Origin of the sequence: Pseudomonas sp. EpS/L25, assembly GCF_001512295.1 — a bacterium.
Classification (GTDB): domain Bacteria; phylum Pseudomonadota; class Gammaproteobacteria; order Pseudomonadales; family Pseudomonadaceae; genus Chryseomonas.
The window spans coordinates 1262235-1285823 of record NZ_LNUP01000002.1; the positions used below are offsets into that span (position 1 = coordinate 1262235).

Here is a 23589-nt window from a genome sequence, read left to right on the forward strand (position 1 = left end):
CCATGGAATAAGCCCATCGCTCCGTATCCTGATATTGCGACGATGGCCGATTCCTGGACTTCTTGGAGAATGGCAGATGACTCTCTCGACCATCCTGGTTCTGGTGCTGCTGGTCCTGCTCATCGGCGGACTTCCGGTGTTTCCGCACTCGCGTAGCTGGGGTTACGGCCCGTCCGGCATCGTGGGCGCCATTCTGGTCGTCCTGCTGGTGCTGCTGTTGCTTGGCATGATCTAGCGTCGAGGCAGGTCAGGAAATGCCCCGAAATGGTGCTTTAGACAAAGTTCTTGCCCATAGCGGTGCATCGCGGTAACGTCAGCGTTCCGGCCTGCCTTGCCGAGTGTTGTAGACAAAACGGGAGCCTGTTCGCACAGGCTCCCGTTTTGTTTTGCGCCTCAGAACCTGCTCAACCTTTCACGAGCTAGAGACACACAGGGCCTAAGCGGCCCTGCGAAAATGGCTGAGGAAGCGGATCGTACCCGCGCTCGGGTTTACGAGGGGTAAATGAGCATGGCGACGGGGCCGCCCGGATGGGGCTGGCCTTCCAGGCCATTTCAACGCCGTTTGGCCGACGCGCAGCAGACTTTGAACGGGTTCTTAGTTGGCGACGGTGCCATCCTGGCGACTGCGCAGATAGAGGTCCAGCACCACCTCGTCCAGGATCGAGGAGGCGCCCCAGGGGCGGTTGCTGTTGAGAATGGCCACCACCACCCAGCTGCGGGCGTTGGCGTCCCGCACGAAGCCCGCCAGGGCCCTTACGTTGTTCAGGGTGCCGGTCTTCATATGCGCCTGGCCGGTCAGCGGCGAGTTCTTCATGCGCTTGCGCAGGGTGCCATCCATGCCGGCCAGCGGTAGCGAGGCGATGAATTCCGGCGCATAGGGACTCTGCCAGGCCGATCTGAGGATCTCGGCCATCTCCCGGGCACTCACCCGCTCGGTGCGCGACAACCCCGAGCCGTTCTCCATGATCAGGTGGCTGGCATTGATGCCCTTGCGCGCCAGCCATTGGCGAATCACCCGGAGTGCCGCCTTGCCGTCGTCCGCATCCGCCGAGGTGCGGAATTGCGCGCCGATGGAGAGGAACAGCTGCTGGGCCATGGTGTTGTTGCTGTACTTGTTGATGTCGCGAATGATCTCCACCACGTCCGGGGAGAAAGCCCGCGCCAGCAGCTCGGCGTTGCGCGGCACGCTGCCCTCACGGGTGCGGCCCTTGATGCTGCCGCCCAGTTCCTGCCAGATGGCCCGTACGGCACCGGCGGTATAGGCGGGATGATCCAGCAGGGAGAGATAGCTCTGGGCGTTGCAGCCGTCCGGCAACTGGCCACTGACCACCAGGCTGGTACTGCCATCGGCCTGGGGCACCGGGTTGAAGCGCACGTCCGGCCAGGCCGGGCAGCCGCTCTTGGCGGTGGCGCGCATCTGGTTGTCGATGTTGACGTTGGTCAGTGGTGGGTCCATGGAGACGCTGACCCGGCCATCCGCCGAGCGCACCACCATGCGCACCGATTTCAGGTTCACCAGCAGCGAGTCCGGTCCGACCAGGAAGGTCTTGTTCTCGTCTTCGCCATCGTCGTTGAAGGCCGGCAACTCGGGCTTCACGAAGCGCCCGCGATCGAGCACCAGGTCACCGGTGACCTCCAGCACGCCGTTGGCGCGCAGGTCGCGCATGAGCAGCCAGAGCCGCTCCATGTTCAGCTTGGGATCGCCACCGCCCTTGAGATAGAGGTTGCCGTTGAGGATGCCGTCCTTGAGGGTGCCGTCGGTGTAGAACTCGGTCTTCCACTGGTAGGTGGGGCCGAGCAGTTCCAGGGCGGCATAGGTGGTGATCAGCTTCATGGTCGACGCCGGATTCACGGAGACGTCGGCGTTGTAGTAGTCGTTCTCGCCCGGCCCATCGAGGGGCAGCATCACCAGCGACAGATCGCTACCGGGGATCTTGTTGGTCTGCATGGCCTTCTCGATCCGCGGGGGCAGGAAGGAGGTATCGGCGTTGACGGGCAGGGAAAAGCCCAGGGCGCAGCAGCTCAGCAGCAGGCCCAGGGAGCGGAAGGGATTTCGCATGGGAACACACACCTTTGCAGGGTACCGGCCGAGATGGAGAGGAAAGGGGCCGGTAGACGTCGAAGTGTGGGCATTATGCAGTAAGGAGGGAGGAACGAGCCAACCCCGGAGGACGTGGCGCGGACAAAGAAACGACCGCCGCGGCGGTCGTTTCGCAAAAGTGCAGTATCAGTTGTAGCCCGTGGCGTCCTTGGTACGGTCCGGGCTGTTGGGCGACGGCGGATCGCGTCCGTCATCGGTCTTGGCGTGCTCGCTGCGCAGGGGCTTCTCATCCTTGGGCAGCTTGCGTTCGTCGGCTTTGCGCTGTTCTTCGGCCATGGGATCCTCGTCTGCGTGGTTGCCGGTCAAGGTGTGACCTGTGCCGGCGCAGCGCCGTTCCCCCGGGGCGAGGAGTGGTCGGCGAAGGCACTACTGGCCTGCAACTGCTTGAGAGCGTCGTTGACCTGGCGAGCGAAGGTTTCCTCGATGGCGGTGCCGGCCGAATGGCTGGCGGCCAGCGGCAGGAACCAGACGCCCATCCAGGTACGTACCGAGGCCGCGTTCCTCGCGCGCTCGGGTGCCTGGCTGCCGGGTGCCAGCCATTCGGCGGTCAGCACATAGTCGTCCTTGGCGGTCCCCGGGACCAGGAAGAAGGTAGCGCCGGTGATCAGGCCGCTGGCGATGGCCGCGGCGTAGGAGGTGCTGTTGTAGAGCTTGAGGCGCAACAGGGCGTCGTCGGGTCTGCCGGGCTCGGGCACCAGGGTGATGCGCTCGAACAGGCCGGAGCGCTCCAGCACCTCGCGCAGCTTAGGCTTCAGGCCTTCACGGGCCACGGCGATGGAGGTAGCGTCCTTGTCCTGGGCTTCGCCACGGTAGAAGTTGAACTCCACCAGAACGTTGGGGCGATGCTGTTGCTCGTTCGCGGGGGCGCGGAACGGCTGGGACGGGAGTTCGTCGCCGGGAAAGGCGGCGCAACCGGCGAGTAGCAGGAGGCAGAGCAGAGCGGCTGGAGTCTTCACGAAACGCACCTCATCCCTAAGAGCCGATAACGAAAGGTAGCGCAGCTACCGATGGACCAAAAAAAAGCCCAACCGAGGGTTGGGCTTTTTTCGACGGGGCGGGTGATCAGATCACCTGCACCTCATCGGCCTGCAGACCTTTCTGGCCTTGCACGACCAGGAAGGAAACGGCTTGGCCTTCTTGCAGGCTCTTGAAACCGTTGCCCTGGATGGAGCGGTAGTGAACGAAGACGTCCGGGCCGCTCTGGGGGGTGATGAAGCCGAAGCCTTTCTCGTCGTTGAACCACTTGACGGTGCCAGTTTGGCGAGTAGACATGGATTTCTCCTTGAACAAAGTTGGACAACGGCACTGGACCGCCCAGGCCGCGACTGAGTGCAAAGAGTCAAAGAACCGAGCCGTAAAGTGGATCGAGACGAACCAGGTCGATTTTCGGTACACAAGCAACACAGTGCGGGCACTCTAACCCTTTCCGTTGCCCCGTGCGACTGTTTTTCGGTGAATTTTACCTATCAAGACAGCGGCTTTGATGGGCGCGGTAAAATGGTTCGTTTTCTACAGGAGTCTCCACTCATGGCCTTGCTGGGTCGCTTCAACAGCTTGCAGATCTTGCGTAACACTCCCATCGGCCTGTTCCTCGATGCCGGCAGCGATGGCGAGGTTTTGCTGCCCCGTCGCTATGCGCCGCGCGACGAGTCCTGCGCCGAAGGCGACTGGCTCAATGTCTTCCTTTATCTGGACAGCGAGGATCGCCTGATCGCCACCACCGAGAAGCCGCGGGTGCAGGTCGGCGGCTTCGCCAGCCTGCGCGTGGTGGCGGTGGAGCGGGTCGGTATCTTCCTCGACTGGGGGTTGCCCAAGGACCTGCTGCTGCCCCATTCCGAGGAAAGGCGGCCGCTGCAGGTCGGCGATCACTGCGTGGTGCACGTGCACCTGGACGCCCGTACCCGGCGGATCGTCGCCACGGCGCGCCTGGATCGCTACCTGGATCGCGAACCGCCACGCTACAAGGTCGGCCAGCCGGTGCCGCTGCTGGTGGTCGAACAGACCGACCTGGGTCACAAGGTCATCGTCGACAACAAGCACTGGGGCCTGGTGCATCGCAACGAGGCGTTCAAGCCGCTGCGATCGGGGCAGCGCGAGCGCGGCTTCATCCGTGAGGTGCGGGCGGACGGCAAGATCAGCCTGACGCTGCAGCCCCAGGGCGCCGCGGCCGGCGCCGATCTGGCCGAGCAGATCGTCGATCTGGCGAAGGCCCGGGGTGGCGTGCTGGAGGTCAGCGATGCCAGTCCGCCGGCGCTGATCCATCAGCTGTTCGGTGTCAGCAAGGGCAACTTCAAGAAGGCCATCGGCCATCTCTATCGCCAGGGCCGCATCGTCATCGAGGACGACCGGATTTCCGTTCGCGAGGACGCCGCGGACTAGCGGAGCGACGTGGTGTCAGGTCGCTGTCATGGTGCGGCTGAACCAGGGATTCGGGGTCGAAGGCGCGGGCGCGCTCATCCGGTCCGGCTTCGCGTTCGAGGTCGCCGACCAGGCGGGTGATGCGGTCGGCCAGCTTTTCCGAACTCAGGCTCTCGCGCAGCCGCTCCACCATGAGCGGCAGGGCGAAAGGCGAGGGCCGCTCCAGAGCGACCAGGCGTAGCGGCAGGGCACCGGTGCGGATCAGCGTCTGCTGCAGGCGGTCGGCATCCAGTTCCTGGCGCAGCACTTCACTCTGCGCCTGGCCGAGCAGCAAATTGTCCGGGTCGTACTGGCGGAACACCTGGTAGAACAGGCTGCTGCTGGCCTGCAGCTGGCGATTGCTCTTGTGGGCACCGGGATAGCCGGAAAAGATCAGGCCGGAAATGCGAGCGATCTCGCGGAAGCGGCGCTGGGCCAGTTCGGCGGCGTTGAGGCTGGCGAGGATGTCACCGAGCAGGTCGTCGGTGGTGAAGAGGCTGGTGTCGAGCAACTGAGGCCAGTCCAGGCTGACTGGCGAGACCAGCTCCAGGCCGTAGTCGTTGACGGCGATGGAGAAGGTGCAAGGTCGTCGCTGGGCCAACCGCCAGGCCAGCAGGCTGGCGAGCCCCAGGTGGGCGTGGCGACCGGCGAAGGGATAGAGGAACAGATGCGAGCCCTCGCGGGACTCCAGGGTTTCGGCGAGCAGGTAGTGGGCGCTGGGCAGGGCCGACCATTGCCGCTGGATGTCTAGCAGTGGCTGCAGCAGGCGCATTTCCGGACTGTCGTAGCGATCGGCCTCGGCTTCTTCCAGCAGCGCCAGGACATGCTTGGCCAGGGTACCCGATAGCGGCATGCGGCTGCCGCTCCAGCGTGGAATGGCCGCCTTGCGGCCACTGGCCCGGCGCACATAGACCGTCATGTTCTCTACCCGCACCAGTTCCAGGGTCCGGCCGGCGAAGAGAAAGTGATCGCCGGGGCGCAGGCGGGCGATGAAGCCTTCCTCGATGTTGCCCAGGCGATTGCCGCCGCCGCCTTTGGACCAGAACTGCACGTTGAGGCTGGTCTCGCTGACGATGGTGCCGATGCCGAGGCGATGCCGTTTGGCCAGCTGTTTGTCGGGGACGCGCCAGATCCCCTCGGCATCCGGCTCGGCACGGCGGTAATCGGGATAGGCCGACAGCGAGGCACCGCCGGTACGGACGAAGGCCAGGGCCCAGGCGAATTCGCCGTCACCGAGCTCGCGGTAGGCCCAGGTACTGCGGATCTCCGGCAGCAGGTCGTCTGGTCTGAAGCCGCCGCCGAGGGCCACGGTCACCAGGTGCTGTACCAGGACGTCCAGCGGCTTGAGCGGGGCGCTGCGTGCTTCGATCTCTCCAGCGGCCACCGCCCGGCGCGCGGCCGCGGCGTCGAGCAGATCGAGGCTATAGGTAGGTACCAGGGTGGCGCGGGAGGCGCGTCCTGGTGCATGGCCGCTGCGGCCGGCGCGTTGCAGCAGGCGGGCGATGCTCTTCGGCGAACCGATCTGCAGCACTCGCTCCACCGGCAGGAAGTCCACGCCGAGGTCCAGGCTGGAGGTGCAGATCACCGCCTTGAGCTGGCCGTTCTTGAGCCCGGCTTCCACCCATTCACGGGCCTGTTTCTCGATGGAACCATGGTGCAGGGCGATCAGGCCGGCCCAGTCGGGACGGGCCTGCAGCAGGGCCTGGTACCAGAGTTCGGTCTGGGCGCGGGTATTGGTGAAGACCAGGGTGGTGGGGCTGTCGTCGAGTTCGCGGATCACCTGCTGCAGCAGGCGCATGCCCAGATGACCGGCCCAGGCGAAGCGCTCGACGCCGCCTTCGGGCAAGAGGGTGTCGACCTGCAGGCGCTTGTCCTGGCGGCCCTGCACCAGATGACCGGGGGCTCCGGCGAGCAGGACGTCGAGGGCATGGGCCTGGTTGCCGAGGGTGGCCGACAGGCCCCAGGTGAGCAGGCCCGGATTCCACCGCCGCAGTCGCGCCAGGGCGAGTTGCGTCTGGGTGCCGCGCTTGTTGCCGAGCAGCTCGTGCCACTCATCGATGACCACCAGGCGGACCTGCCCCAGGGCCTCCTGGGCATCCTCGCGGGACAGCAGCAGGGACAGACTTTCCGGGGTGGTGACCAGGGCCGTCGGCAGGCGACGATTCTGCCTGGCTCGCTCGCTGCTGCCGGTATCGCCGGTACGCAGGCCGAGGGTCCACTCCAGGCCTTCATCGAGCACCGGGCGCTCCAGGGCGCGCAGGGTGTCCGCGGCCAGGGCGCGCATGGGGGTGAGCCAGAGGACCGTGAGCGGCGGCGGTGCCTGCTTGCGCTTGCTGGGCAGGCCCTTGGCGGTGAGGGCCTTGGGCGCCACGAAGGCATCCAGGGCGGCGAGCCAGACGGCATAGGTCTTGCCCGAGCCAGTGGTGGCGTGCAGCAGCCCGGATTCCCCGGCAGCAATGGCGCCAGCCACCTCGCGCTGGAAGGGAAAGGCCTTCCAGCCCTGGGTGGCCAGCCAGCGGCTGCCAGGGCCCTTGCGCGACCGCGTCGCGGTAGCCATATCGAGGCTCCTTAGACCGGGCTGGAGCGCCCGGTCATCTCGCCCGCCATGGCGGTGGCGTAGCTGTCGGTCATGCCGGCGATGAAGTCGATCACCCGCATGAAGGCCTGGTGCAGCGTCCAGGAGGGATCGGGTGCGCTATTGCCCAGCAGGTCGAGGATGCGCCGGCTCTTGAACGAAGGTTCGCGTCCGCGGTGTTGTTCCAGGGCCGCGCCGCAGAAGGCATTGAGCAAAATCTCCAGGGTGGTGTAGGCGCCGATCTCGTGCAGGGTCTTGCGCTTGTCGTGGAAGATCTTCTCCCGCGCCAGGGCCTTGGCCCGCTGCACGCAGAGCTTGGCCGGACCGTCCATGTGCTCGACCAGGTCATCGCCCAGGGTACCGGCGAGCAGGGCATCCTGCTGCTGGACGAAGGCGCGGGCGGTGGCATTGGTCAGATGCTCGATGGCCTTGCCGCGCAGGATCGCCAGCTTGCGCCGGCGGGAATCCCGCGGGCCCAGTTGCCGATAGGTTTCCGGCAGATCGTCCCCGACCAGGCCCAGCAGCAGGGCCTCGACTTCGGCATAGTCCAGCAGCTCCATCTCCAGCCCGTCTTCCAGGTCGATGAGGCCGTAGCAGATGTCGTCGGCAGCCTCCATCAGGTAGACCAGGGGATGTCGCGCCCAGCGCTCCGGACCCAGCAGCGGCAGTTCGAGTTTCTCGGCGATCTGCTCCAGCAGCGGCAGCTCGCTCTGGTAACAGCCGAACTTGTGCTTCTTGTAGCCCGGGGCCGCCGCATAGCGCGAGGTCCAGGGATACTTGAGATAGGTGCCGAGGGTGGCGTAGGTCAGGCGGGTGCCCCCGTCGAACTGGTGGTATTCGAGCTGCGTCAACACCCGGAAGCCTTGGGCGTTACCCTCGAAGTGCAGGAAGTCCTGGCGCTCCGCCTCGCTCATGTCGTCCAGCCAGCCGCGGCCGGCGGCCTGGGTGAACCAGTAGCGAATGGCATCCTCGCCGGAGTGGCCGAAGGGCGGATTGCCGATGTCGTGGGCCAGGCAGGCGGACTGCACCACCATGCCGAGATCGCTGGGGTCGCACCAGTCGGGCAGGGCGCCCCTCAGGCTCTCGCCGACGCGCATGCCCAGCGACCGCCCGACGCAACTGACTTCCAGGCTGTGGGTCAGGCGGGTGTGGATGTGATCGTTGCTGGTGACGGGGTGCACCTGGGTCTTGCGGCCCAGCCGGCGGAAGGCGCCGGAGAAGATGATGCGGTCATGGTCCTTGTGAAAGGGGCTGCGCCCCAGTTCATCCGGGCTGTGCAGGGGTTTGCCCAGCCGTTCGCGGGTAAGAAGTGTCTGCCAGTCCAAGGCCGTCCTCGAGCTATCACCGGTAGGGGGAGCGCCGGCGATTGCCGTTAAGCGCTTCTGCGTTCTGACCTCGGCAACATACGATCATCCCCCCTCACTTGCAAAACCGGGCAGCAGGCTGGCATCCAGGTCGATGAGTAGCAGGCGCTGGCCGCTTTCCATGAACTGGCTGGCGGTGAGGCAGTACTGGTTGGTGGTGGCGTCGCGATAGACCGTCGAGAGGGTCAGGCGACGCTCGTTCCAGCCCTCGGCCAGCAGCGCGTAGAAGTAGGGCCGCCAGGACCAGTTGTGGTTGAGGTAGCGCCGATTCTCGCGCCAGAACATGCCGTTCCATTCGAGGTTGGGGGTGATCTGGGTACCGCTGCGATCACACTGGTAGATGCGCAGCAGGCTGGGAAACTCATGGGGATCGGGGAGGGCGCTCAGCGGGCCGCCCAGTTCTGCCCAGGGCTTCAGGCGTAGCATGAAGTCTGCCAGACGCTGGCGTAATTCCAGCATGCGGGTCTGCTGGGCCAGCTTGGCGTCGACGAAACGCGTGCGCAGGGCGGCGAAGCGCTCCCGGTACTGTTCGCTGGCAGCGAGTTCGGCGGTGGCCTCGGCGAAGAGAAAGCCCTGGACGTAGCGCGCCCCGCATTCCAAGGCGAAGTCCAGCTCGGCCTCGGTCTCGACGCCCTCGGCGATCAGCCAGCAACCGGTCCTTTCGGCCATCTGGGCCAGGGCCTTTACCGCATCGCCACGGGGGCCGCCACGGGCGGCGGCCTGGAACAGGCGCATGTCCAGCTTGAGGATGTCGGGCTGCAGGTCGAATACCCGGTCCAGTTGCGAGTAGCCGGAACCGAAATCGTCGATGGCGATGCGGATGCCCATGGCCCGATAGCGTGCCACGGCCTCGATCAGGCGCGGCAGGTCGCCAGCGGCTTCGGTGATCTCGTAGACGATACGATGCGGGGCGATACCGGAGCGCTCCAGCTGCGAGAGGCTGGGCAGGTTGGCGCCTGGCTCCAGCTGGCTGATCCAGAGTGGGGAGAGATTTAGGCTCAGGAACCAGTCGTCCGGTGCGGCTGCGAAGCGTCGCAGGGCGTCGTCCCGCAGCACGCGGTCGAGCTGCAGCAGGTCGCCGGTCGCCAGGCTCGGGTCGGCGAACAAGGGGCCGACCGAGGCATGGGAGCCGTCGGCCTGGCGCAGGCGGCCGAGGGCTTCGACGCCGGCGATACGGCCGGTGGCGGTGTCGATGAAGGGTTGAAAGAAGGCAGCGGGCTGGCCTTGCAACACGAGGGAATCCTTATCTGCGGCAGCAATGCTCGCGCCGGGTAAAGGGAGAACCTATGCGAGAAGGATGCCACAAAACCAAACGGCTCCCTAGGGAGCCGTTCGATCAGCGCGGGGGTGGTAGCGGATGATCCGTCTGCTGCTGTTCGCGATGCCGCGTCTGCAGGCGATTGACGATGGGGTAGAGCGCCAGCCCGATGCGGGCGAGGCGGCCTACCGCACCGAGACGCTTGCCGAACAGCGAGAGGAGCACCGTGGCCCCCAGCACTAACGGCTTCTTCGCGGAACTGGCGACCTTGTCCTTGTTGGGACGAATCAGATCGCCGATGAGGCTGATGGGGTTATGCAGCGGCTGAGCGTTATAGATGAGCTGCTGGCGGTACATTTCCATGCGTAGCCTTACCAGCTCCTTGCGCTTCTCACGACTCGTGGCGGCTGTCAGTGGCTGATTCATGGCAGTAGACGCTCCCGGTTGCGATTCAACTCTTCCAGGGTGGCATGGAAGGGGGCTGCGCCCTTCACCAGGCTCAGGGCCCGCACGATGCATATCACCAGCGCCACGGCATAGAAGCCGCACAGCGCCAGGGTGGCGGTCATGCGGTGGGTATCCCAGAAGGCGATGATGATCGCTGCGGAAACACCCACCAGCACCAGCAGCCCGAAGATCAGGCTGAGCCCGGTGAAGAGGAACAGCTGGAAGGTACGGACCTTCTCTTCCTGAACCTCGATTCCCAACAACTCGAGATGACTCTGCAGCAACCCGACCACGGCACCCGCGAGGCGCTTGACCGATGGCTTGGGCGCTTCGTCCGGTAGCTCGCGTGGCGGTGAGGTATCCATGGACATCCCCCAGGCCTAGCGGCGCGAAGCCAGCAGGCCGATCAAGAAGCCGACGCCGGCCGCGATGCCCAGTGCCTTGAACGGATTGTCGACCACGTACTCCTCGGTCGTCTCCTTGGCGGCGACGCCCTGGCGATAGAGGTCTTCCTGCTTGGTCTTGAGCACGTCGCGCGAGCGCTCCAGGCTGGAGCTCAGCTTGGCACGCAGCTCGTCAGCCTGCTCGCCGGCGATACTGGCGGTGTGCTTGAGCAGTTGCTCGGCATCGGCCAACAGGGTGTGGAATTCGTCGGTGAGCGCCTGCTCGGCCTCGCCAAGATGACGACGGACCCGCTCGGTGTTGTGCGTGTGCGCCTGTTTGTCGATGTCGGCGCCGAGCTCGTCTTTGATCACGGGAGGGATTTTGTCGGTCATGGCACGCTCCTTTCAGGTAGTGGGTATCCGTTTCAGCCCTTTCGAGTGAGCGCCCGGAGCAAAGGTTCCTCGCGCCAAAGCCCCCCGCGGCTGGCAACTGTCGGCAGCGCTGCGCTTCAGGCCCGCGCTGCAGGGCCAGGATGCGCCTCGCTGGGAAAGTTCCGGACACTTACTCAATAACCGCCATGGCTCACAAATTCAAGCGCTAGCGCCATTGGTCGACTTATTCAAGTCCCCCGTGAGAACTTTGCTGTTTTTATCACTGTCAGTTGCGTCGTATTTGATCGTCCATGCGCTTCTAGACAAATAAGAGGGGAAGAATGGAAAACGCCATTGATAGACTCACGGCCGCTTTCAGTACCTATAAATGCTCGGTGACGGCACCGCGTCCCGACGGCAGCATCGTGTTGACCGTGCAAGACCAGCAGTGCGATGACGCCCGCGTCAATCGAGTGATCAGTGCCCGACAGCTGGGTGAAAGCCAGCTGCTCAAGACAGTGATAGACGAAGTGCGCAAGGACGTTTCCCTGCGTGCCGGCGCGCTGGCTCCGCAATCGATGGCGGTACTGCGCGCCACCGGTGCCAACATGCTGAGATATTCGGAGTAACAACTGCCGAGAAAAGGTTCAGATCGAGACTTGCAGTACGGATGCGCCCGCATTCGTTGGTCTCGAATGCTGAACGTAGGGCTCCCACCAGGCGGTGGTTGAGCGACCCACAAAGAGTTATTGCCCTAGCTCTTGCACTTCAGCAGACGACAGTGCGCGCAAGGCAACTGTGCGGCGGGCATGCTGTACATGGGACAGGCGATGTCGACCACGCCCCAGGAGGGAAATCCCTGACCTGCCTGCGTAGCGGCCAGTCGCGCATTGGCGATGACCCCATTGAGCAATTCCTCTTCCCGATACAGCGCCTGGCGCAACGCCGGCGAGCGATAGAGGATGCGTCCGCACCTGTCCAGCAGGGTGAAGGAGAAGCGCCCGAAGCGATCCGGCAGGGTCGGCCAGACCTTCAACGGCGCCAGCTGCTCATCGAGTCGGGCGCAGGTCAATTGGTAGACGGAGGCCTCGGCCGGGTCTGCACCGGGCAGGGTCGCGTCGAACAGCGGGGCGGGGTTAGAGGGGTACAGCAGACTGGCACCGTCCATGGCTTGTATGCCTCTCATCCTGGTTCAGTTCGCGACGGACAGGCGATTGGCGGTACTGCCACCATTGGCGAGAAGCGCCGTGACACCCTGGCCCGCGTCTATGGCCATGCCGAGGCGGATGCTGTCGATCAATCGTGCCAGGCGCGTCCGGTCGTGCAACTGTTGCTTGCTGATCAGGCGCTTCACCTTGATGCCCGTGTCGTCGGACAGGGTCAGGCTGACGCTGCCGTCGAGGCGCTCGATGCGGAAATTGACCCGATAGTCGTGCTCGAAAGCCGCGGCGATGAGTTGGAAAGGGTTATCCATGGCGTACCTGACTGGCATGAGCGGGATCAGAGCCATTGACTTCGCTGGGCGGGCGTAGTTCTGGAACGATATCCAGAAGTATGACCGACGGCCCGTTTCAGCCGCCCACCTGTCCCGTCCGCTCCGCCCAGCACTGGTCGAAAGCGCTCTGCCAGTCGGGCAGCGGCTGGCCCAGCACCCTGGCCAGCTTGTCGCTGGACAGGCGCGAATTCTTCGGACGATAGGCTGGCGTGGGATAGGCGCTGCTGGGGATGGGATTGAGCCGGGCCTTGAGCAGGCCTTCCTCGCGCAGTCGTTGCGCGATCTTCTCGGCGAAGCCGAACCAGGAGGTCTCGCCGGTGGAGGTCAGGTGGTAGGTCCCCCACAGTTGGTGCTGTTCGCTGCATGCCAGCAGACGCTGGGTAGCGTCGGCGATGGTGCGGGTCCAGGTCGGGGCGCCCACCTGGTCGGCGACGATGTTCAATTCGTCCCGCTCGCTGAGCAGGCGCACCATGGTGCGCAGGAAGTTGTTGCCCTGCCAGGAATACACCCAGCTGGTGCGGAGGATCAGGTGGCGTTCGGCGACGTCCCGTACGGCGTTCTCGCCGGCCAGTTTGGTGCGGCCATAGACATTGAGCGGGCAGGTGGGGTCGTCCTCGCGATAGCGGCCTTCCTGGGTGCCATCGAAGACGTAGTCGGTGGAATAGTGCACCAGCGGTACGCCCAGTTGCTGGGCCGCCTCGGCGAAGACGCGCGGTACGCGCTCGTTGATCAGGGTGGCCGTCTCGGCGTCGCTTTCGGCGGCATCCACCGCGGTATAGGCCGCGGCGTTGATGATGACGTCGGGTTGGGCTGCCAGTACCCGTTGGCGAAGCTCGTCCAGCCGGGTGAAATCCACCTGGGCACGACCGACCACGATGACCTGGGCCTGTTCGGCCAGCAGCGCCTGGAGGGCTTGAGAGAGTTGTCCGTGTTGACCCGCGATGAAGACATTCATGTACTGATCGATTCCAGAAGGGCTGGCGCGTCCATGCCTGGGGTGACAGGTTGGCCGTCGCCACGACAGCCCTCGGCAAAAGGCGCCAGTCTACCCGATGACCGGCACAGGACAAGGCTGGCGATTGGCCGGTGCGTCGACGGCTTGACGGGCTCTAGCCCAGGGTCATGGTGTCGAGAAGTTGCGAAGGCGTGGATGATAAAATTTGTTTCACGAATACTTGACAAGGGTGCGACGGATCGATGACCGCAATGGGTCATGTTCCTGCGGAGTTGTGCACAACCTGTACTTGCGCTTGTCAAGCCCCTTCGACAGTCGTGTGCTTGGCGCAAAAATCCAGTCTTTTGAATTAAGTCATTGATAATGTTGAACTTATTAAAGTGATCAAAAAATGATCAACTTGTTCCGGGGGCCCGCAGAGCAAGGCTCAGGGTTCTTTTCCACCATGTTTTCAACAAAGTTATCAACAGAAGCTGTGGATTGTTCCGCCGGGCAAGGGTGCTGCAACCTTAATCGGTGCTGAACGAAAGCCTCCTGGCGCAGGCGCCTGCGGCGGCTCGCTCCGGGGGTCGATCTCAGCCGGAAAGCGCCAGTTGTCGACTCAGCAGTGCGCGTAGCGAGGCTGGCTTGACCGGCTTGGGCAGGAAGTCCAGGCGCGCGGCGCGCACCCTGGCCAGACACTCGGGGCGGCCGTCCGCGCTGATGACGATGCCGGGAATGTCCCGGCGGAGGGTCCGACGAATCCACTCGGCGACCTCCGGGCCGGTATCGGCGTCGCTCAGGTGGTAGTCGACGATCAGCAGTCGCGGTACCACGCCCTGTTCGAGCAGCGCCGCGCATTCTTCCCGGCTGCGTGCGGTCCAGACCTGGCAGCCCCAGCGTCCGAGCAGGCTGCGCAGGCCCAGCAGGATGCTGTCTTCGTTGTCGATGCACAGCACCGGGTCGCCCGGCAACGGTTGGCTGGCCTCGCTGGCTGCCGCCGCCTGGACCGCCAGGGGCGGTGCGAGGGGCACCTTGACGCTGAAGACGCTGCCATGGCCCGGCCAGGAGCGTACCGACAATTCGTGGCCGAGTACCCGGCACAGGCGATCGGCGATGGCCAGACCCAGCCCCAGGCCCTTTTCCGCGCGGGTCTGGTGGCTGTCCAGGCGCTTGAACTCCTCGAAGATGAGGCCGAGCTTGTCCGGCGGGATGCCGGGGCCGCTGTCCCAGACTTCCAGGCTCACGTGCTGTGCCTGACGGCGGACGCCGAGCAACACCCGGCCATCGGCGTATCTCAGGGCGTTGGTGAGGAAGTTCTGCAATACCCGACGCAGCAGCTTGCTATCGCTGTTGACGACCAGCCGGCTGTTGCGGATCCGCAGACTGGTGCCCTGGTCCTGGGCCAGGGCCTTGAACTCGACACCGAGGGCGTCGAACAGCGTGGCCAGGGCGAAGGGCGCCGGGTTGGCGAGGATGCGGCCGTTTTCCAGCCGCGAAATGTCCAGCAGGTCGGCGATCAGGTCTTCGCTGGATCTCAGGGCGCTGTCCATGTTGCGCACCAGCTCCTGGGCCTCACGGGCCAGGCCGTCCTGGTGCGCGAGGGCGGCGGTGAACAGGCGGGCGGCGCTGAGCGGCTGCATCAGGTCGTGGCTGACCGCGGTGAGGAAGCGGCTCTTGGACTGGTTGGCCGCTTCCGCATGAGCCTTGGCTTCCACTAGCGCCTGGTTGAGCTGGGACAGCTCGCGGGTGCGTTCCTCCACACGCTGTTCCAGGCCTTCGTTGGCTTCGCGCAGGGCGCGCTCGGCCTCGCGGAAGGCGGTGATGTCGGTGAAGCTCATGACGAAGCCGCGGCCGGGCATGGGGCTGCCGATCAGCTCGATCACCCGGCCATTGGGAAAGGTACGCTCGGAGGTGTGGGGAATGCCCTGGCGCATCCGCTCCACCCGCCGTGCCACGTGTTCGTCGGGATCGCCCGGGCCGCAGAGGCCGCGCAGGGCGTTGTAGCGGATGATCTCGGCGATGGGCCGGCCGACCTGGATCATGCCCTCGGGATAGTCGAACAGCTCCAGGTAGCGCTGGTTCCAGGCCACCAGGCGCAACGACTGGTCGACCACGCTGATGCCCTGGGAGATGTTCTCGATGGCGCCCTGTAGCAGCGCCCGGTTGAATTCGAGCACCTCCGAGGCTTCGTCGGCGATGCGCACCACATCGTCGACCTGCATGTCGCGGCCTTCGATGGCGGCCTTCACCACGGCCCGGGCGGAGGACGCGCCGATCACCCCCGCCAGCAGGCGTTCGGTGTGGGCGATCCATTCGCTGTTGGCATTGCTGCCGGGCCTATAGGTCAGGCCACTCTGCTCGGCGAAGCGACTGAAGCTGAGGCGGGCGCGCTCGTCGCCGACGAAGCGGGCGGCGAGTAGGCGCAGGTCTTCCAGCTTGACCGCCAGCAGGGCGCGGTTGCGTGGCTTGGGCAGGGCGTACTGGGCGATGAAGCGCCCGGCCTGCCAGTATTCCGCGACCCGGGTACGCGACAGCAGGGAGACCAGGGCGAACAGCAGGAAATTGCCGGCCAGGGAGACCAGGGCGCCGACGGTGGTGGGCTGCAGGGTCCAGCCATTGCTGGGCTGCTCGAACCAGGCGAGACCGGGGAAGCCGTCCAGCGGCCATTGCAGGCTGACGGCGACCACCGGCAGCACCATCAGGTAGCCCCACAGCAGGGCGCCGGCGGTGAGCCCGGCGAAGACACCGCGACGATTGGCCGCCTTCCAGAACAGCGCCCCGACCATGGCCGGGCCGAGCTGGGCGATGGCGGCGAAGGCGATCTGGCCGATGGTGGCGAGGCTGGCGCTGGAGCCCAACAGGCGGTAGCTGCAGTAGGCCAGCACGAGGATGACCACGATGCTGGCGCGGCGCACCGTGAGCATCCAGTGGCTGAATACCTCGTGGGGGCTTTCCACCTGGCCGCGGCGCTTGAGCAGCCAGGGCAGCACGATGTCGTTGGAGACCATGGTGGAGAGCGCCACGCAGGCGACGATCACCATGCCGGTGGCGGCCGAGGCGCCACCGAGGAAGGCCAGCAACGCGAGCCAGGGACGATCCTGGGCCAGCGGCAGGCTGATGACGAAGGAGTCGGGCAGCACGCCGCCGGGCAGGTGCAACTGGCCGGCCAGGGCGATGGGGATGACGAACAGCGCCGCCAATGCCAGGTAGAGGGGGAATACCCAGCGCGCCAGGTTGACGTCCCGGGTGTCGGTGTTTTCCACCACGGTGACGTGGAACTGGCGCGGCAGGCACATCACGGCGATGAAGGCCACACCGGTCTGGATCAGCAGGCCGGGCCAGTCGAGGGTCTCCCGCCAGTAGTTCTGCAGTTGCGGCGCCTGCTGCGAGCGCTCGAGCAGATCGCTGAAGCCCTGGTGCAGTCCGTAGGTGACCCAGAGGCCCACGGCGAGGAAGGCGGCGAGCTTGACCAGGGATTCGAAGGCGATGGCCAGCATCATGCCGCGGTGATGCTCGGTGACGTCCAGGTTGCGGGTGCCGAAGAGAATGGCGAACAGCGCCAGCACCAGGGAGACGAACAGTGCCGTGTCCTGGGCGCGGGTGCCCTGGGTCTCGGCATTGATGCCGGTCAGCAGGTTGACGCCGATGACGATGCCCTTGAGCTGCAGCGCCAGATAGGGCAGCACGCCGACCAGGCAGATCAGTGCCACCACGATGGCCAGGGTCTGGGATTTGCCGTAGCGCGCGGCGATGAAGTCGGCGATGGAGGTGATGTTCTCCTTCTTGCTGATCAGCACCATCTTCTTCACCAGTTGCGGTGCCAGCAGTAGGAAGAGGATGGGGCCCAGGTAGATGGGCAGGAACGACCAGAGCTGATTGGCGGCCTGGCCCACGGCGCCGAAGAAGGTCCAGCTGGTGCAGTACACCGCCAGCGACAGGCTGTAGACCCAGGCGCGCATCCGCGGCCGGAGTGGCGGGCGGCGGTCGCCATAGAAAGCGATGCCGAAGAGCAGGGCCAGGTAGCCAAGGGTAACGGTGATGATCAGCCCACTGGGCAGGGACATGGCGACTCCGAACGTTCCGGGCGCCCGTCGCGCCCGGACAAAGTGTCGCACCTTGGGCCGCCAGACGTCAGGTCTGAGAGCCTGTTCAAAGGCTCGCGAGCTAGAGCCCAGCAAGGCGCAACGACCAACGGGAGTAACAGCCAGCGGCTGGCCCGCAGGGTGAGTGCCAGCGAGTCAAAGGGCTGTGGAAGCGGATCGGACCCGCGCTCGGGTCTACGAGGGGTAAACGAGCATGGCGACGGGGCCGCCCAGGCGGGCCTGGCCTTCCAGGACATTTTCAACGCGGTTTGGCCAACGCGCAGCAGACTTTGAACAGGCTCCGAGGCTCTGTACGGCGACAGTGGGTTGAGCCCAGCCGCTGGCCCTGTTAGGTTGGCGGGCTGATTCAAGCGAGAGAGACCGTCATGTTCCAAGCGCAGCCCATTTCCCTGCAACGTGGTGCGCTGCGCCTGGACCCCCTGGCGGAGGCCGATGTCCTGGAGCTGGTCAGCCTGGCCGAGCGCAATCGCGAGGCGCTGCACTACCTGAGCGGCCCCCTGCGGCCGGACTGGTATCGCCAGGCGCTGGCCGAACAGCGCGAAGGGCGGTCGCTGCCCTTCGCCGTGCGGGTGGCCGATCGGCTGGTGGGTACTACCCGTTTCGCCGACTTCCTGCCGGCCTTGCCGGCTGCCGAGATCGGCTGGACCTGGCTCGACCAGGAGCAGCATGGCAGCGGCCTCAACGGCAACCTCAAGTACCTGATGCTCCGGCACGCCTTCGAGCACTGGCAACTGGTCCGGGTGCAGCTCAAGACCGCCGCCGCCAACCTCAGGTCCCAGGGCGCCATCGAGAAGCTCGGCGCCGTGCGCGAAGGCTTGTTGCGCAACCACCGTCGTCTGGCCGACGGCCGTCTGGACGACACCGTGATGTACAGCATCACCGATCGCGAATGGCCCGAGGTGAAGGCGCGCCTCGAGGCCTCCTTCAACTGATCGGCCAGGGCTCCGCTACCGTTCGTCGGGACGGATTGGCGGTGGTGCCTGGACGACAGGTCTACGTCGCGACTTTGGCGCCGGTAATCCAACGGTAGTCGTCAGCTACCCATCAGTTTTCCGCAGGGCGGTCGACATTCTTGCTCAATGGCAAGAATTCGCCTGCACTCATCCGCGGACGCTGCATGTTTCCACTCTCGCCTACTTCTGCGCTGCGTACGCTCAGGGTGGTCTGGCCCTTCGTCATCATCCTGTCGTGCCAGGCCCTGGTCGCCATCGTCAGCCTGCAACTGCTGTCGACAGTGCGCGCCTACGTCTCGGCGGAAAGCCTGTGGAGCAAGAGCCTGGGCAATGCCATGCTCTCCCTGGGCGCCTATCTCGACGAGGGGCGTCCGGAGGCCTACCAGGCGTACCTGGCTTCGATCAGCGTCAATACTCTCGACCGCGCCGCTCGCTACGAGCTGGATACCGGCGGCAGCGGGGAGGGGGCCGCACGGCTGCTGCGGCTGGCCGGCAACGACCCGGACGACATCGAGGGGCTCATCGGGCTCTTCCAGCTAGCCCGCCACGTCGAGCCGTTCCAGGGGGTGATCGCCCGCTGGCAGGCCACCGACCCCTACCTGGACGAATTCCAGGCGCTGGCGCGAACCGGCTTCGAGCTGATCAAGCTGCAGGAGCCCGGGCCGCTGCTGATCCCGCTGAAGCGCCATCTGCTGGACCTGCACGACCGGATGATGCCGGAGACGGTGGCCTTTTCGGAGCGGCTCGGCCTGGCCTCGCGCCAACTGGTCTGGGGGTTGCTCGTCGCCAACGTCCTGGTCGGGGCCCTGCTGGTGCTGCTGACGGTCTGGCGCATGCATCTCCTGGTGCAGCAGCGCTGGCGCTCCGAGCGCGCCCTGCAGGCGGAAAAGCAGCGGGTCCAGGTGATCCTCGCCTCCATCGGCGATGCCGTGCTCGCGGTGAATGCCCAGGGGCGGCTGCTCTATCACAATCCCGCCGCGGAGCGGCTGTTGCGACAGCCGATGCTCGTCGTCGGCACGCCCGTCACCCAGCTGTTCGATATCCAGACCGAGGACCAGCTGGGGTCCACCGAGCCCCTGGCCGATCGGCTGCTGAGCGAGAGATGGCTGCAGGGCAACGAACCCTTGGCGCAGCAACTGGTGCTGACCGATGGTTCGCGCCATCCCGTGGCCCTGACGGTGACCGCCCTGCCGGCTGGCGAATCCGCTGCCGGGGTGGTACTGGTGATGCATGACCAGACCCGGGAGCGCGCCTTCCTTCGCGATCTCGCCTGGCAGGCCAGCCACGATGCCCTGACCGGGCTGCTCAATCGCCGGGAATTCGAAACCCGGCTGGAACGCCTGCTGGCGCGGGACGACCTGAGCCAGGCCTCGTTGCTGTTCATCGATCTGGATCAGTTCAAGATCGTCAACGATACCTCCGGGCATTTCCACGGTGATCGGCTGTTGCGGCAACTGTGCGCCTTGCTGGGCGCCCAGCTGGACGAGGATGACTGCCTCGCCCGGCTGGGGGGCGATGAATTCGGGGTGCTGTTGGAGAGGCGCACCCCGGGCGAGGCCGAGGCGCTGGCGGAGCGGCTGCGTGGTTGTGTCGGTGCGCAGCAGTTCGAGGCGGCGGGTCAGAGCTTCCGGGTGGGCCTGAGCATCGGGGTGGTGCATCTGGGGGGCCATCCGCTGACGCCGGAGGAGGCCCTGCGCCTGGCCGATCTGGCCTGCTACGCGGCCAAGGACAAGGGGCGCAACCGCGTCCAGGTGTTCGCGCCGGGCGATGTGGAGCTCGGCCAGCGCCACGAGGAGATGACCTGGGTGCAGCGCCTGCACCGGGCGCTGGACGAGGATAGGTTCTGCCTCTATGTCCAGCCGATTCTCGGTCTGGGCGAGCGGACGGCGGCGGATCGCCACGTCGAGGTGCTGGTGCGATTGGAGGAGAGTGGCCAACTGATCGCCCCGGGAGCCTTCATTCCGGCGGCGGAGCGCTACGGCCTGATGCCGGACCTGGATCGCTGGGTGATCGCCGCGACCCTGGCGCGTTTCGCCGAGCTGCCCGCCGGCCTGCTGGATACCCTGGCCATCAACCTCTCGGGACATTCGCTCGGCGAGCCGGGGCTGGCGGCTTTCGTCAAGCAGCAGCTCCAACGCTGGCGGATCGCGCCGGGATGGATCTGCTTCGAGATCACCGAGACCAGCGCCGTGGCCAACCTGGATGCGGCACGGCTCTTCATGGACGAGTTGCGCGGCCTGGGGGTGAGATTCTCCCTGGACGACTTCGGTGCCGGTATGTCGTCCTTCACCTATCTCAAGCACCTGCCGGTGGACTACCTGAAGATCGATGGCAGCTTCGTCCGCCACCTGCTCGAAGATCCGGTGGACGCCGCCATGGTCGAGGCGATCAACCAGCTCGGCCAGCTCACCGGCAAGAAGACCATCGCCGAATTCGCCGAGGACGAGGCCGTGGTGGCGGCGCTGGCGAAGATGGGCGTCGACTACGCCCAGGGTTACGGCATCGCCCGGCCGCAGCCCTTCACCGAAGCCACCTGCCAGGCGCTGGTCCGGCAGGTGTGGCGCGAGTCGTCAGGAGCGAGCGTCGTCGTCCTTGAAGCGGCGAAAAACGGTAGCCAGTAGCGCGCCGGAGATGTTGTGCCAGACGCTGAACAGCGCGCTGGGCACCGCGGCCAGGGGCGAGAAGTGCGCCGTGGCCAGGGCGGCACCGAGACCGGAATTCTGCATGCCGACCTCCAGGGCCAGGGATTTGCGCTGGGCCACTGGCAGCTTGCAGCACTTGCCGGTGAGGTAGCCGAGCAGGAAGCCGAAGCCGTTGTGCAGGATCACCACCGCCATGATCAGCAGCCCGGATTCGGCGATGCGCGCCTGGCTGGCAGCCACCACCGCAGCGACGATCACCACGATGCTCACCACCGAGGCCAGCGGCAGCACCTCCACCAGCGCGCCGACGCGGTGGCCGAGCAGGCGCTGGGCGACGAGGCCCAGGGCGATGGGCAGCAGCACCACCTGCAGGATCGACCAGAACAGGCCGCCGAAGGAGATCGGTAGCCAGGTGGAAGCCAGCAGCCAGATCAGCGCCGGGGTCAGCAGCGGGGCGAGCAGGGTGGTCACCGCGGCGATGGCCACCGACAGCGCCAGGTCGCCCTTGGCCAGCCAGGTCATGACGTTGGACGCGGTCCCGCTGGGGCAGCAGCCGACCAGGATGACGCCCACGGCGATCTCCGGTGGCAGGTGGAACAGCTGGCACAGCCCCCAGGCCACGCCCGGCATGATGACGAAGTGCGCCACCACGCCCAGCAGCACCCGCCAGGGATGCCGGCCAACGGCAGCGAAGTCCTCGACCTTGAGGGTCAAGCCCATGCCGAACATGATCACCCCCAAGAGCGGCACGATGGCCACGCTCAGCGGCTTGAACGCCGCGGGGGCGAAGAAGGCCAGCAGGGCGGCGAGCAGCACCCAGAAGGCGAAGGTATTGCCGACGAAGCGGCTGAAGGCGGCGAGGGCGCGCATGGCAAACTCCTTTTTTAGTGGGCAGAAAAAAGGCCGGTCTGCGCCGGCCTTGGAGCCTGCTCAAAGTCTGCTGCGCATCGGCCAAACGGCGTTGAAAATGCCTTCGGAATGCTCATTTACCACTCGTAAACTCCGCTTCCTCAGGCATTTGATTCGCTGGCGCTCACCCTGCGGGCCAGCCGTTGGCTGTTACTCCCGTTGGTCGTTGCGCCTTGTTTGTCTCTAGCTCGCGAGACTTTGAGCAGGCTCTAGTGGAGCTTAGAGCCCTTGGGGCAATTCTTCGCCGCCGAGGGCTTCGATCAGCTGTGGCAGGAATTCCGCCAGGGTCATCATCATCAGCACGAAGCTGGCGTCCTGCTGGCCGAGGGCGTCTTCGCCACCGTCCTGTTCGGCCTGGTCCTGCAAGAGGTCCTCGAACTTGAGTCTCTTGATGGTGACCTTGTCGTCCAGCAGCAGGGCCAGCTTGTCCTGCCAGGCCAGCGCCAGCTTGGTGACCAGCTTGCCGGCACCCAGGTGGTTCTGGATCTCTTCGCTGGTGAGGTCCTGCCCTTTGCAGCGCACCACGCCGCCGTCTTCGCCGGCATCGCGCAATTCGCACTCGTCGAGGATGAACAGGCCATGGGTGGCGTCACCGGCCTTGACCCAGTCGGTGAAGGTGGCCATGGGGGCCTGCTTCACGCCCAGTGGGCGCACCGGCAGCGAGCCCATCGCATCGCGCAGGGTGGAGAGCAGATCTTCGGCGCGTTTGGCGCTGGAGGCGTCCACCAGGATCCAGCCCTGCTTGGGATCGATGGCGGCATAGGTGGTCTGGCGACGGATGAAGGCGCGTGGCAGGAAGGCCTGGACGATCTCGTCCTTGATCTGCTCCTTCTCCTTCTTGTAGACCTTGCGCATCTGCTGGGTCTCGATCTCGTCGACCTTCTCCTGCACGGCCTCCTTGACCACGCTGCTGGGCAGGATGCGTTCTTCCTTGCGCGCGGCGATCAGCAAGAAGCCCTGGCTTTCGTGCACCAGCGGCAGGTCCGGGCCCTTGCCGAAGGGGGCGACGAATCCATAGGTGGAGAGCTCCTGGCTGGCGCAGGGGCGGGCGGGCTTGGCGGCGAGGGCCGCTTCGAGGGCTTCGGTCTCGAAGGCGACTTCCTGGGTGAGACGGTAGACGAGCAGATTACGGAACCACATGGTGTCACTCCCAAAAACGAAGCGCGCATTATCCGCGTCGCTCGGCCTGGAGGCCAACCCCGGATCGCGGTGGTCGTCGGGAATGCGCGCTTTCTTCGGTTGCGCCGGAGGACGGCGCTAAGCCTTTGGAAGTGCTGGGAAATTTTTTTTCAAAAAGGGGTTGCCAGGTCGGGGACCCGTCCGTAGAATGCGCCCCACTTCGAGAGCAAACGGGTGATTAGCTCAGCTGGGAGAGCATCTGCCTTACAAGCAGAGGGTCGGCGGTTCGATCCCGTCATCACCCACCACTCGAGGTAATGCGCAGCGGTAGTTCAGTCGGTTAGAATACCGGCCTGTCACGCCGGGGGTCGCGGGTTCGAGTCCCGTCCGCTGCGCCATTCAAAGGTTGTCTGGTTCTGAACGCCAGCAACCATCGAAGAGCGGCCCTAGTGGCCGCCTTTTCGTTTGGGCGCGATTTTCTGGTCGGGCTTTCTTGAGGTTTACCCTCCTTTATATAGATTGCTTGGGGCGAGG

21 protein-coding genes and 2 tRNA genes are annotated in these 23589 nt (G+C 65.4%); 7 read left to right on the forward strand and 16 right to left on the reverse strand.

Annotated elements, in window-relative coordinates:
• Positions 1 to 76 precede the first annotated feature (76 nt).
• On the forward strand, positions 77 to 235 hold the full coding sequence (locus AR540_RS24395) for a DUF3309 family protein (protein WP_007159093.1): 159 nt from the start codon (positions 77 to 79) through the stop codon (positions 233 to 235).
• A gap of 360 nt (positions 236 to 595) precedes the next feature.
• Here the strand turns inward: AR540_RS24395 and dacB are convergent, their stop codons facing one another.
• From dacB to AR540_RS06880, 4 genes are all read right to left on the reverse strand, one after another.
• Complete coding sequence (gene dacB, locus AR540_RS06870) at positions 596 to 2059, reverse strand: D-alanyl-D-alanine carboxypeptidase/D-alanyl-D-alanine endopeptidase (RefSeq protein ID WP_059227239.1); 1464 nt, start codon at positions 2057 to 2059, stop codon at positions 596 to 598.
• 168 nt (positions 2060 to 2227) lie between these two features.
• Entirely contained in the window at positions 2228 to 2377 is a 150-nt protein-coding gene (locus AR540_RS25700) for a hypothetical protein (RefSeq protein WP_167371465.1), read from the reverse strand.
• 26 nt (positions 2378 to 2403) lie between these two features.
• Positions 2404 to 3057: a hypothetical protein gene (locus tag AR540_RS06875; protein ID WP_059227243.1), complete on the reverse strand. Its 654-nt coding sequence runs from the start codon at positions 3055 to 3057 to the stop codon at positions 2404 to 2406.
• 106 nt (positions 3058 to 3163) lie between these two features.
• The gene (locus AR540_RS06880) at positions 3164 to 3373 is read right to left on the reverse strand and encodes a cold-shock protein (RefSeq protein ID WP_007159089.1); all 210 of its coding nucleotides are present in this window, start codon (positions 3371 to 3373) and stop codon (positions 3164 to 3166) included.
• Positions 3374 to 3628: 255 nt separating this feature from the next.
• On the opposite strand from AR540_RS06880, the gene AR540_RS06885 reads away from it, so the two are divergent.
• Positions 3629 to 4480 (forward strand): CvfB family protein, encoded by an 852-nt coding sequence (locus tag AR540_RS06885; RefSeq protein WP_059227244.1) that lies wholly within the window; start codon positions 3629 to 3631, stop codon positions 4478 to 4480.
• On the opposite strand, the gene AR540_RS06890 is transcribed toward AR540_RS06885, so the two are convergent.
• The 6 genes from AR540_RS06890 to AR540_RS06915 all read right to left on the reverse strand — a co-directional run bounded on the left by AR540_RS06890 (position 4434) and on the right by AR540_RS06915 (position 10918).
• On the reverse strand, positions 4434 to 7055 hold the full coding sequence (locus AR540_RS06890) for a ligase-associated DNA damage response DEXH box helicase (RefSeq protein ID WP_059227246.1): 2622 nt from the start codon (positions 7053 to 7055) through the stop codon (positions 4434 to 4436). The genes AR540_RS06885 and AR540_RS06890 overlap by 47 nt on opposite strands.
• Before the next feature lie 11 nt (positions 7056 to 7066).
• Complete coding sequence (locus AR540_RS06895; protein ID WP_059227248.1) at positions 7067 to 8398, reverse strand: deoxyguanosinetriphosphate triphosphohydrolase; 1332 nt, start codon at positions 8396 to 8398, stop codon at positions 7067 to 7069.
• 84 nt (positions 8399 to 8482) lie between these two features.
• Complete coding sequence (locus tag AR540_RS06900; RefSeq protein WP_059227250.1) at positions 8483 to 9670, reverse strand: EAL domain-containing protein; 1188 nt, start codon at positions 9668 to 9670, stop codon at positions 8483 to 8485.
• 103 nt (positions 9671 to 9773) lie between these two features.
• Positions 9774 to 10121: a hypothetical protein gene (locus tag AR540_RS06905; RefSeq protein WP_059227252.1), complete on the reverse strand. Its 348-nt coding sequence runs from the start codon at positions 10119 to 10121 to the stop codon at positions 9774 to 9776.
• Positions 10118 to 10507 (reverse strand): phage holin family protein, encoded by a 390-nt coding sequence (locus AR540_RS06910; RefSeq protein ID WP_059227254.1) that lies wholly within the window; start codon positions 10505 to 10507, stop codon positions 10118 to 10120. The genes AR540_RS06905 and AR540_RS06910 overlap by 4 nt, the downstream gene beginning before the upstream one ends.
• A 15-nt stretch (positions 10508 to 10522) precedes the next feature.
• Entirely contained in the window at positions 10523 to 10918 is a 396-nt protein-coding gene (locus tag AR540_RS06915) for a DUF883 family protein (RefSeq protein ID WP_059227256.1), read from the reverse strand.
• A gap of 320 nt (positions 10919 to 11238) precedes the next feature.
• On the opposite strand from AR540_RS06915, the gene AR540_RS06920 reads away from it, so the two are divergent.
• Entirely contained in the window at positions 11239 to 11526 is a 288-nt protein-coding gene (locus AR540_RS06920; protein ID WP_059227258.1) for a DUF3509 domain-containing protein, read from the forward strand.
• Between the two features lie 125 nt (positions 11527 to 11651).
• On the opposite strand, the gene AR540_RS06925 is transcribed toward AR540_RS06920, so the two are convergent.
• The 4 genes from AR540_RS06925 to AR540_RS06940 all read right to left on the reverse strand — a co-directional run bounded on the left by AR540_RS06925 (position 11652) and on the right by AR540_RS06940 (position 17393).
• The gene (locus AR540_RS06925) at positions 11652 to 12065 is read right to left on the reverse strand and encodes a hypothetical protein (protein WP_059227260.1); all 414 of its coding nucleotides are present in this window, start codon (positions 12063 to 12065) and stop codon (positions 11652 to 11654) included.
• Positions 12066 to 12089: 24 nt separating this feature from the next.
• On the reverse strand, positions 12090 to 12371 hold the full coding sequence (locus AR540_RS06930) for a DUF3509 domain-containing protein (protein WP_059227262.1): 282 nt from the start codon (positions 12369 to 12371) through the stop codon (positions 12090 to 12092).
• Between the two features lie 97 nt (positions 12372 to 12468).
• The gene (gene rfbD, locus AR540_RS06935; RefSeq protein ID WP_059227264.1) at positions 12469 to 13347 is read right to left on the reverse strand and encodes a dTDP-4-dehydrorhamnose reductase; all 879 of its coding nucleotides are present in this window, start codon (positions 13345 to 13347) and stop codon (positions 12469 to 12471) included.
• Between the two features lie 575 nt (positions 13348 to 13922).
• Entirely contained in the window at positions 13923 to 17393 is a 3471-nt protein-coding gene (locus tag AR540_RS06940) for a hybrid sensor histidine kinase/response regulator (RefSeq protein WP_059227265.1), read from the reverse strand.
• 404 nt (positions 17394 to 17797) lie between these two features.
• On the opposite strand from AR540_RS06940, the gene AR540_RS06945 reads away from it, so the two are divergent.
• Together AR540_RS06945 and AR540_RS06950 are read left to right on the forward strand one after the other, a co-directional pair.
• A complete protein-coding gene (locus tag AR540_RS06945) occupies positions 17798 to 18364 on the forward strand; it encodes a GNAT family N-acetyltransferase (RefSeq protein WP_059227267.1) in 567 nt (188 codons plus the stop codon).
• Between the two features lie 185 nt (positions 18365 to 18549).
• The gene (locus AR540_RS06950) at positions 18550 to 21006 is read left to right on the forward strand and encodes a putative bifunctional diguanylate cyclase/phosphodiesterase (protein WP_059227270.1); all 2457 of its coding nucleotides are present in this window, start codon (positions 18550 to 18552) and stop codon (positions 21004 to 21006) included.
• On the opposite strand, the gene AR540_RS06955 is transcribed toward AR540_RS06950, so the two are convergent.
• Positions 20956 to 21897 (reverse strand): bile acid:sodium symporter family protein, encoded by a 942-nt coding sequence (locus AR540_RS06955; protein WP_059227272.1) that lies wholly within the window; start codon positions 21895 to 21897, stop codon positions 20956 to 20958. The two genes, AR540_RS06950 and AR540_RS06955, sit on opposite strands and share 51 nt — an antisense overlap.
• 258 nt (positions 21898 to 22155) lie before the next feature.
• Positions 22156 to 23076, reverse strand: a complete 921-nt coding sequence (gene rdgC / locus AR540_RS06960; protein WP_059227274.1) for a recombination-associated protein RdgC — start codon at positions 23074 to 23076, stop codon at positions 22156 to 22158.
• Positions 23077 to 23287: 211 nt separating this feature from the next.
• On the opposite strand from rdgC, the gene AR540_RS06965 reads away from it, so the two are divergent.
• Positions 23288 to 23363 (forward strand) — tRNA-Val (locus AR540_RS06965).
• 13 nt (positions 23364 to 23376) lie between these two features.
• Positions 23377 to 23453 (forward strand) — tRNA-Asp (locus tag AR540_RS06970).
• Positions 23454 to 23589 lie beyond the last annotated feature (136 nt).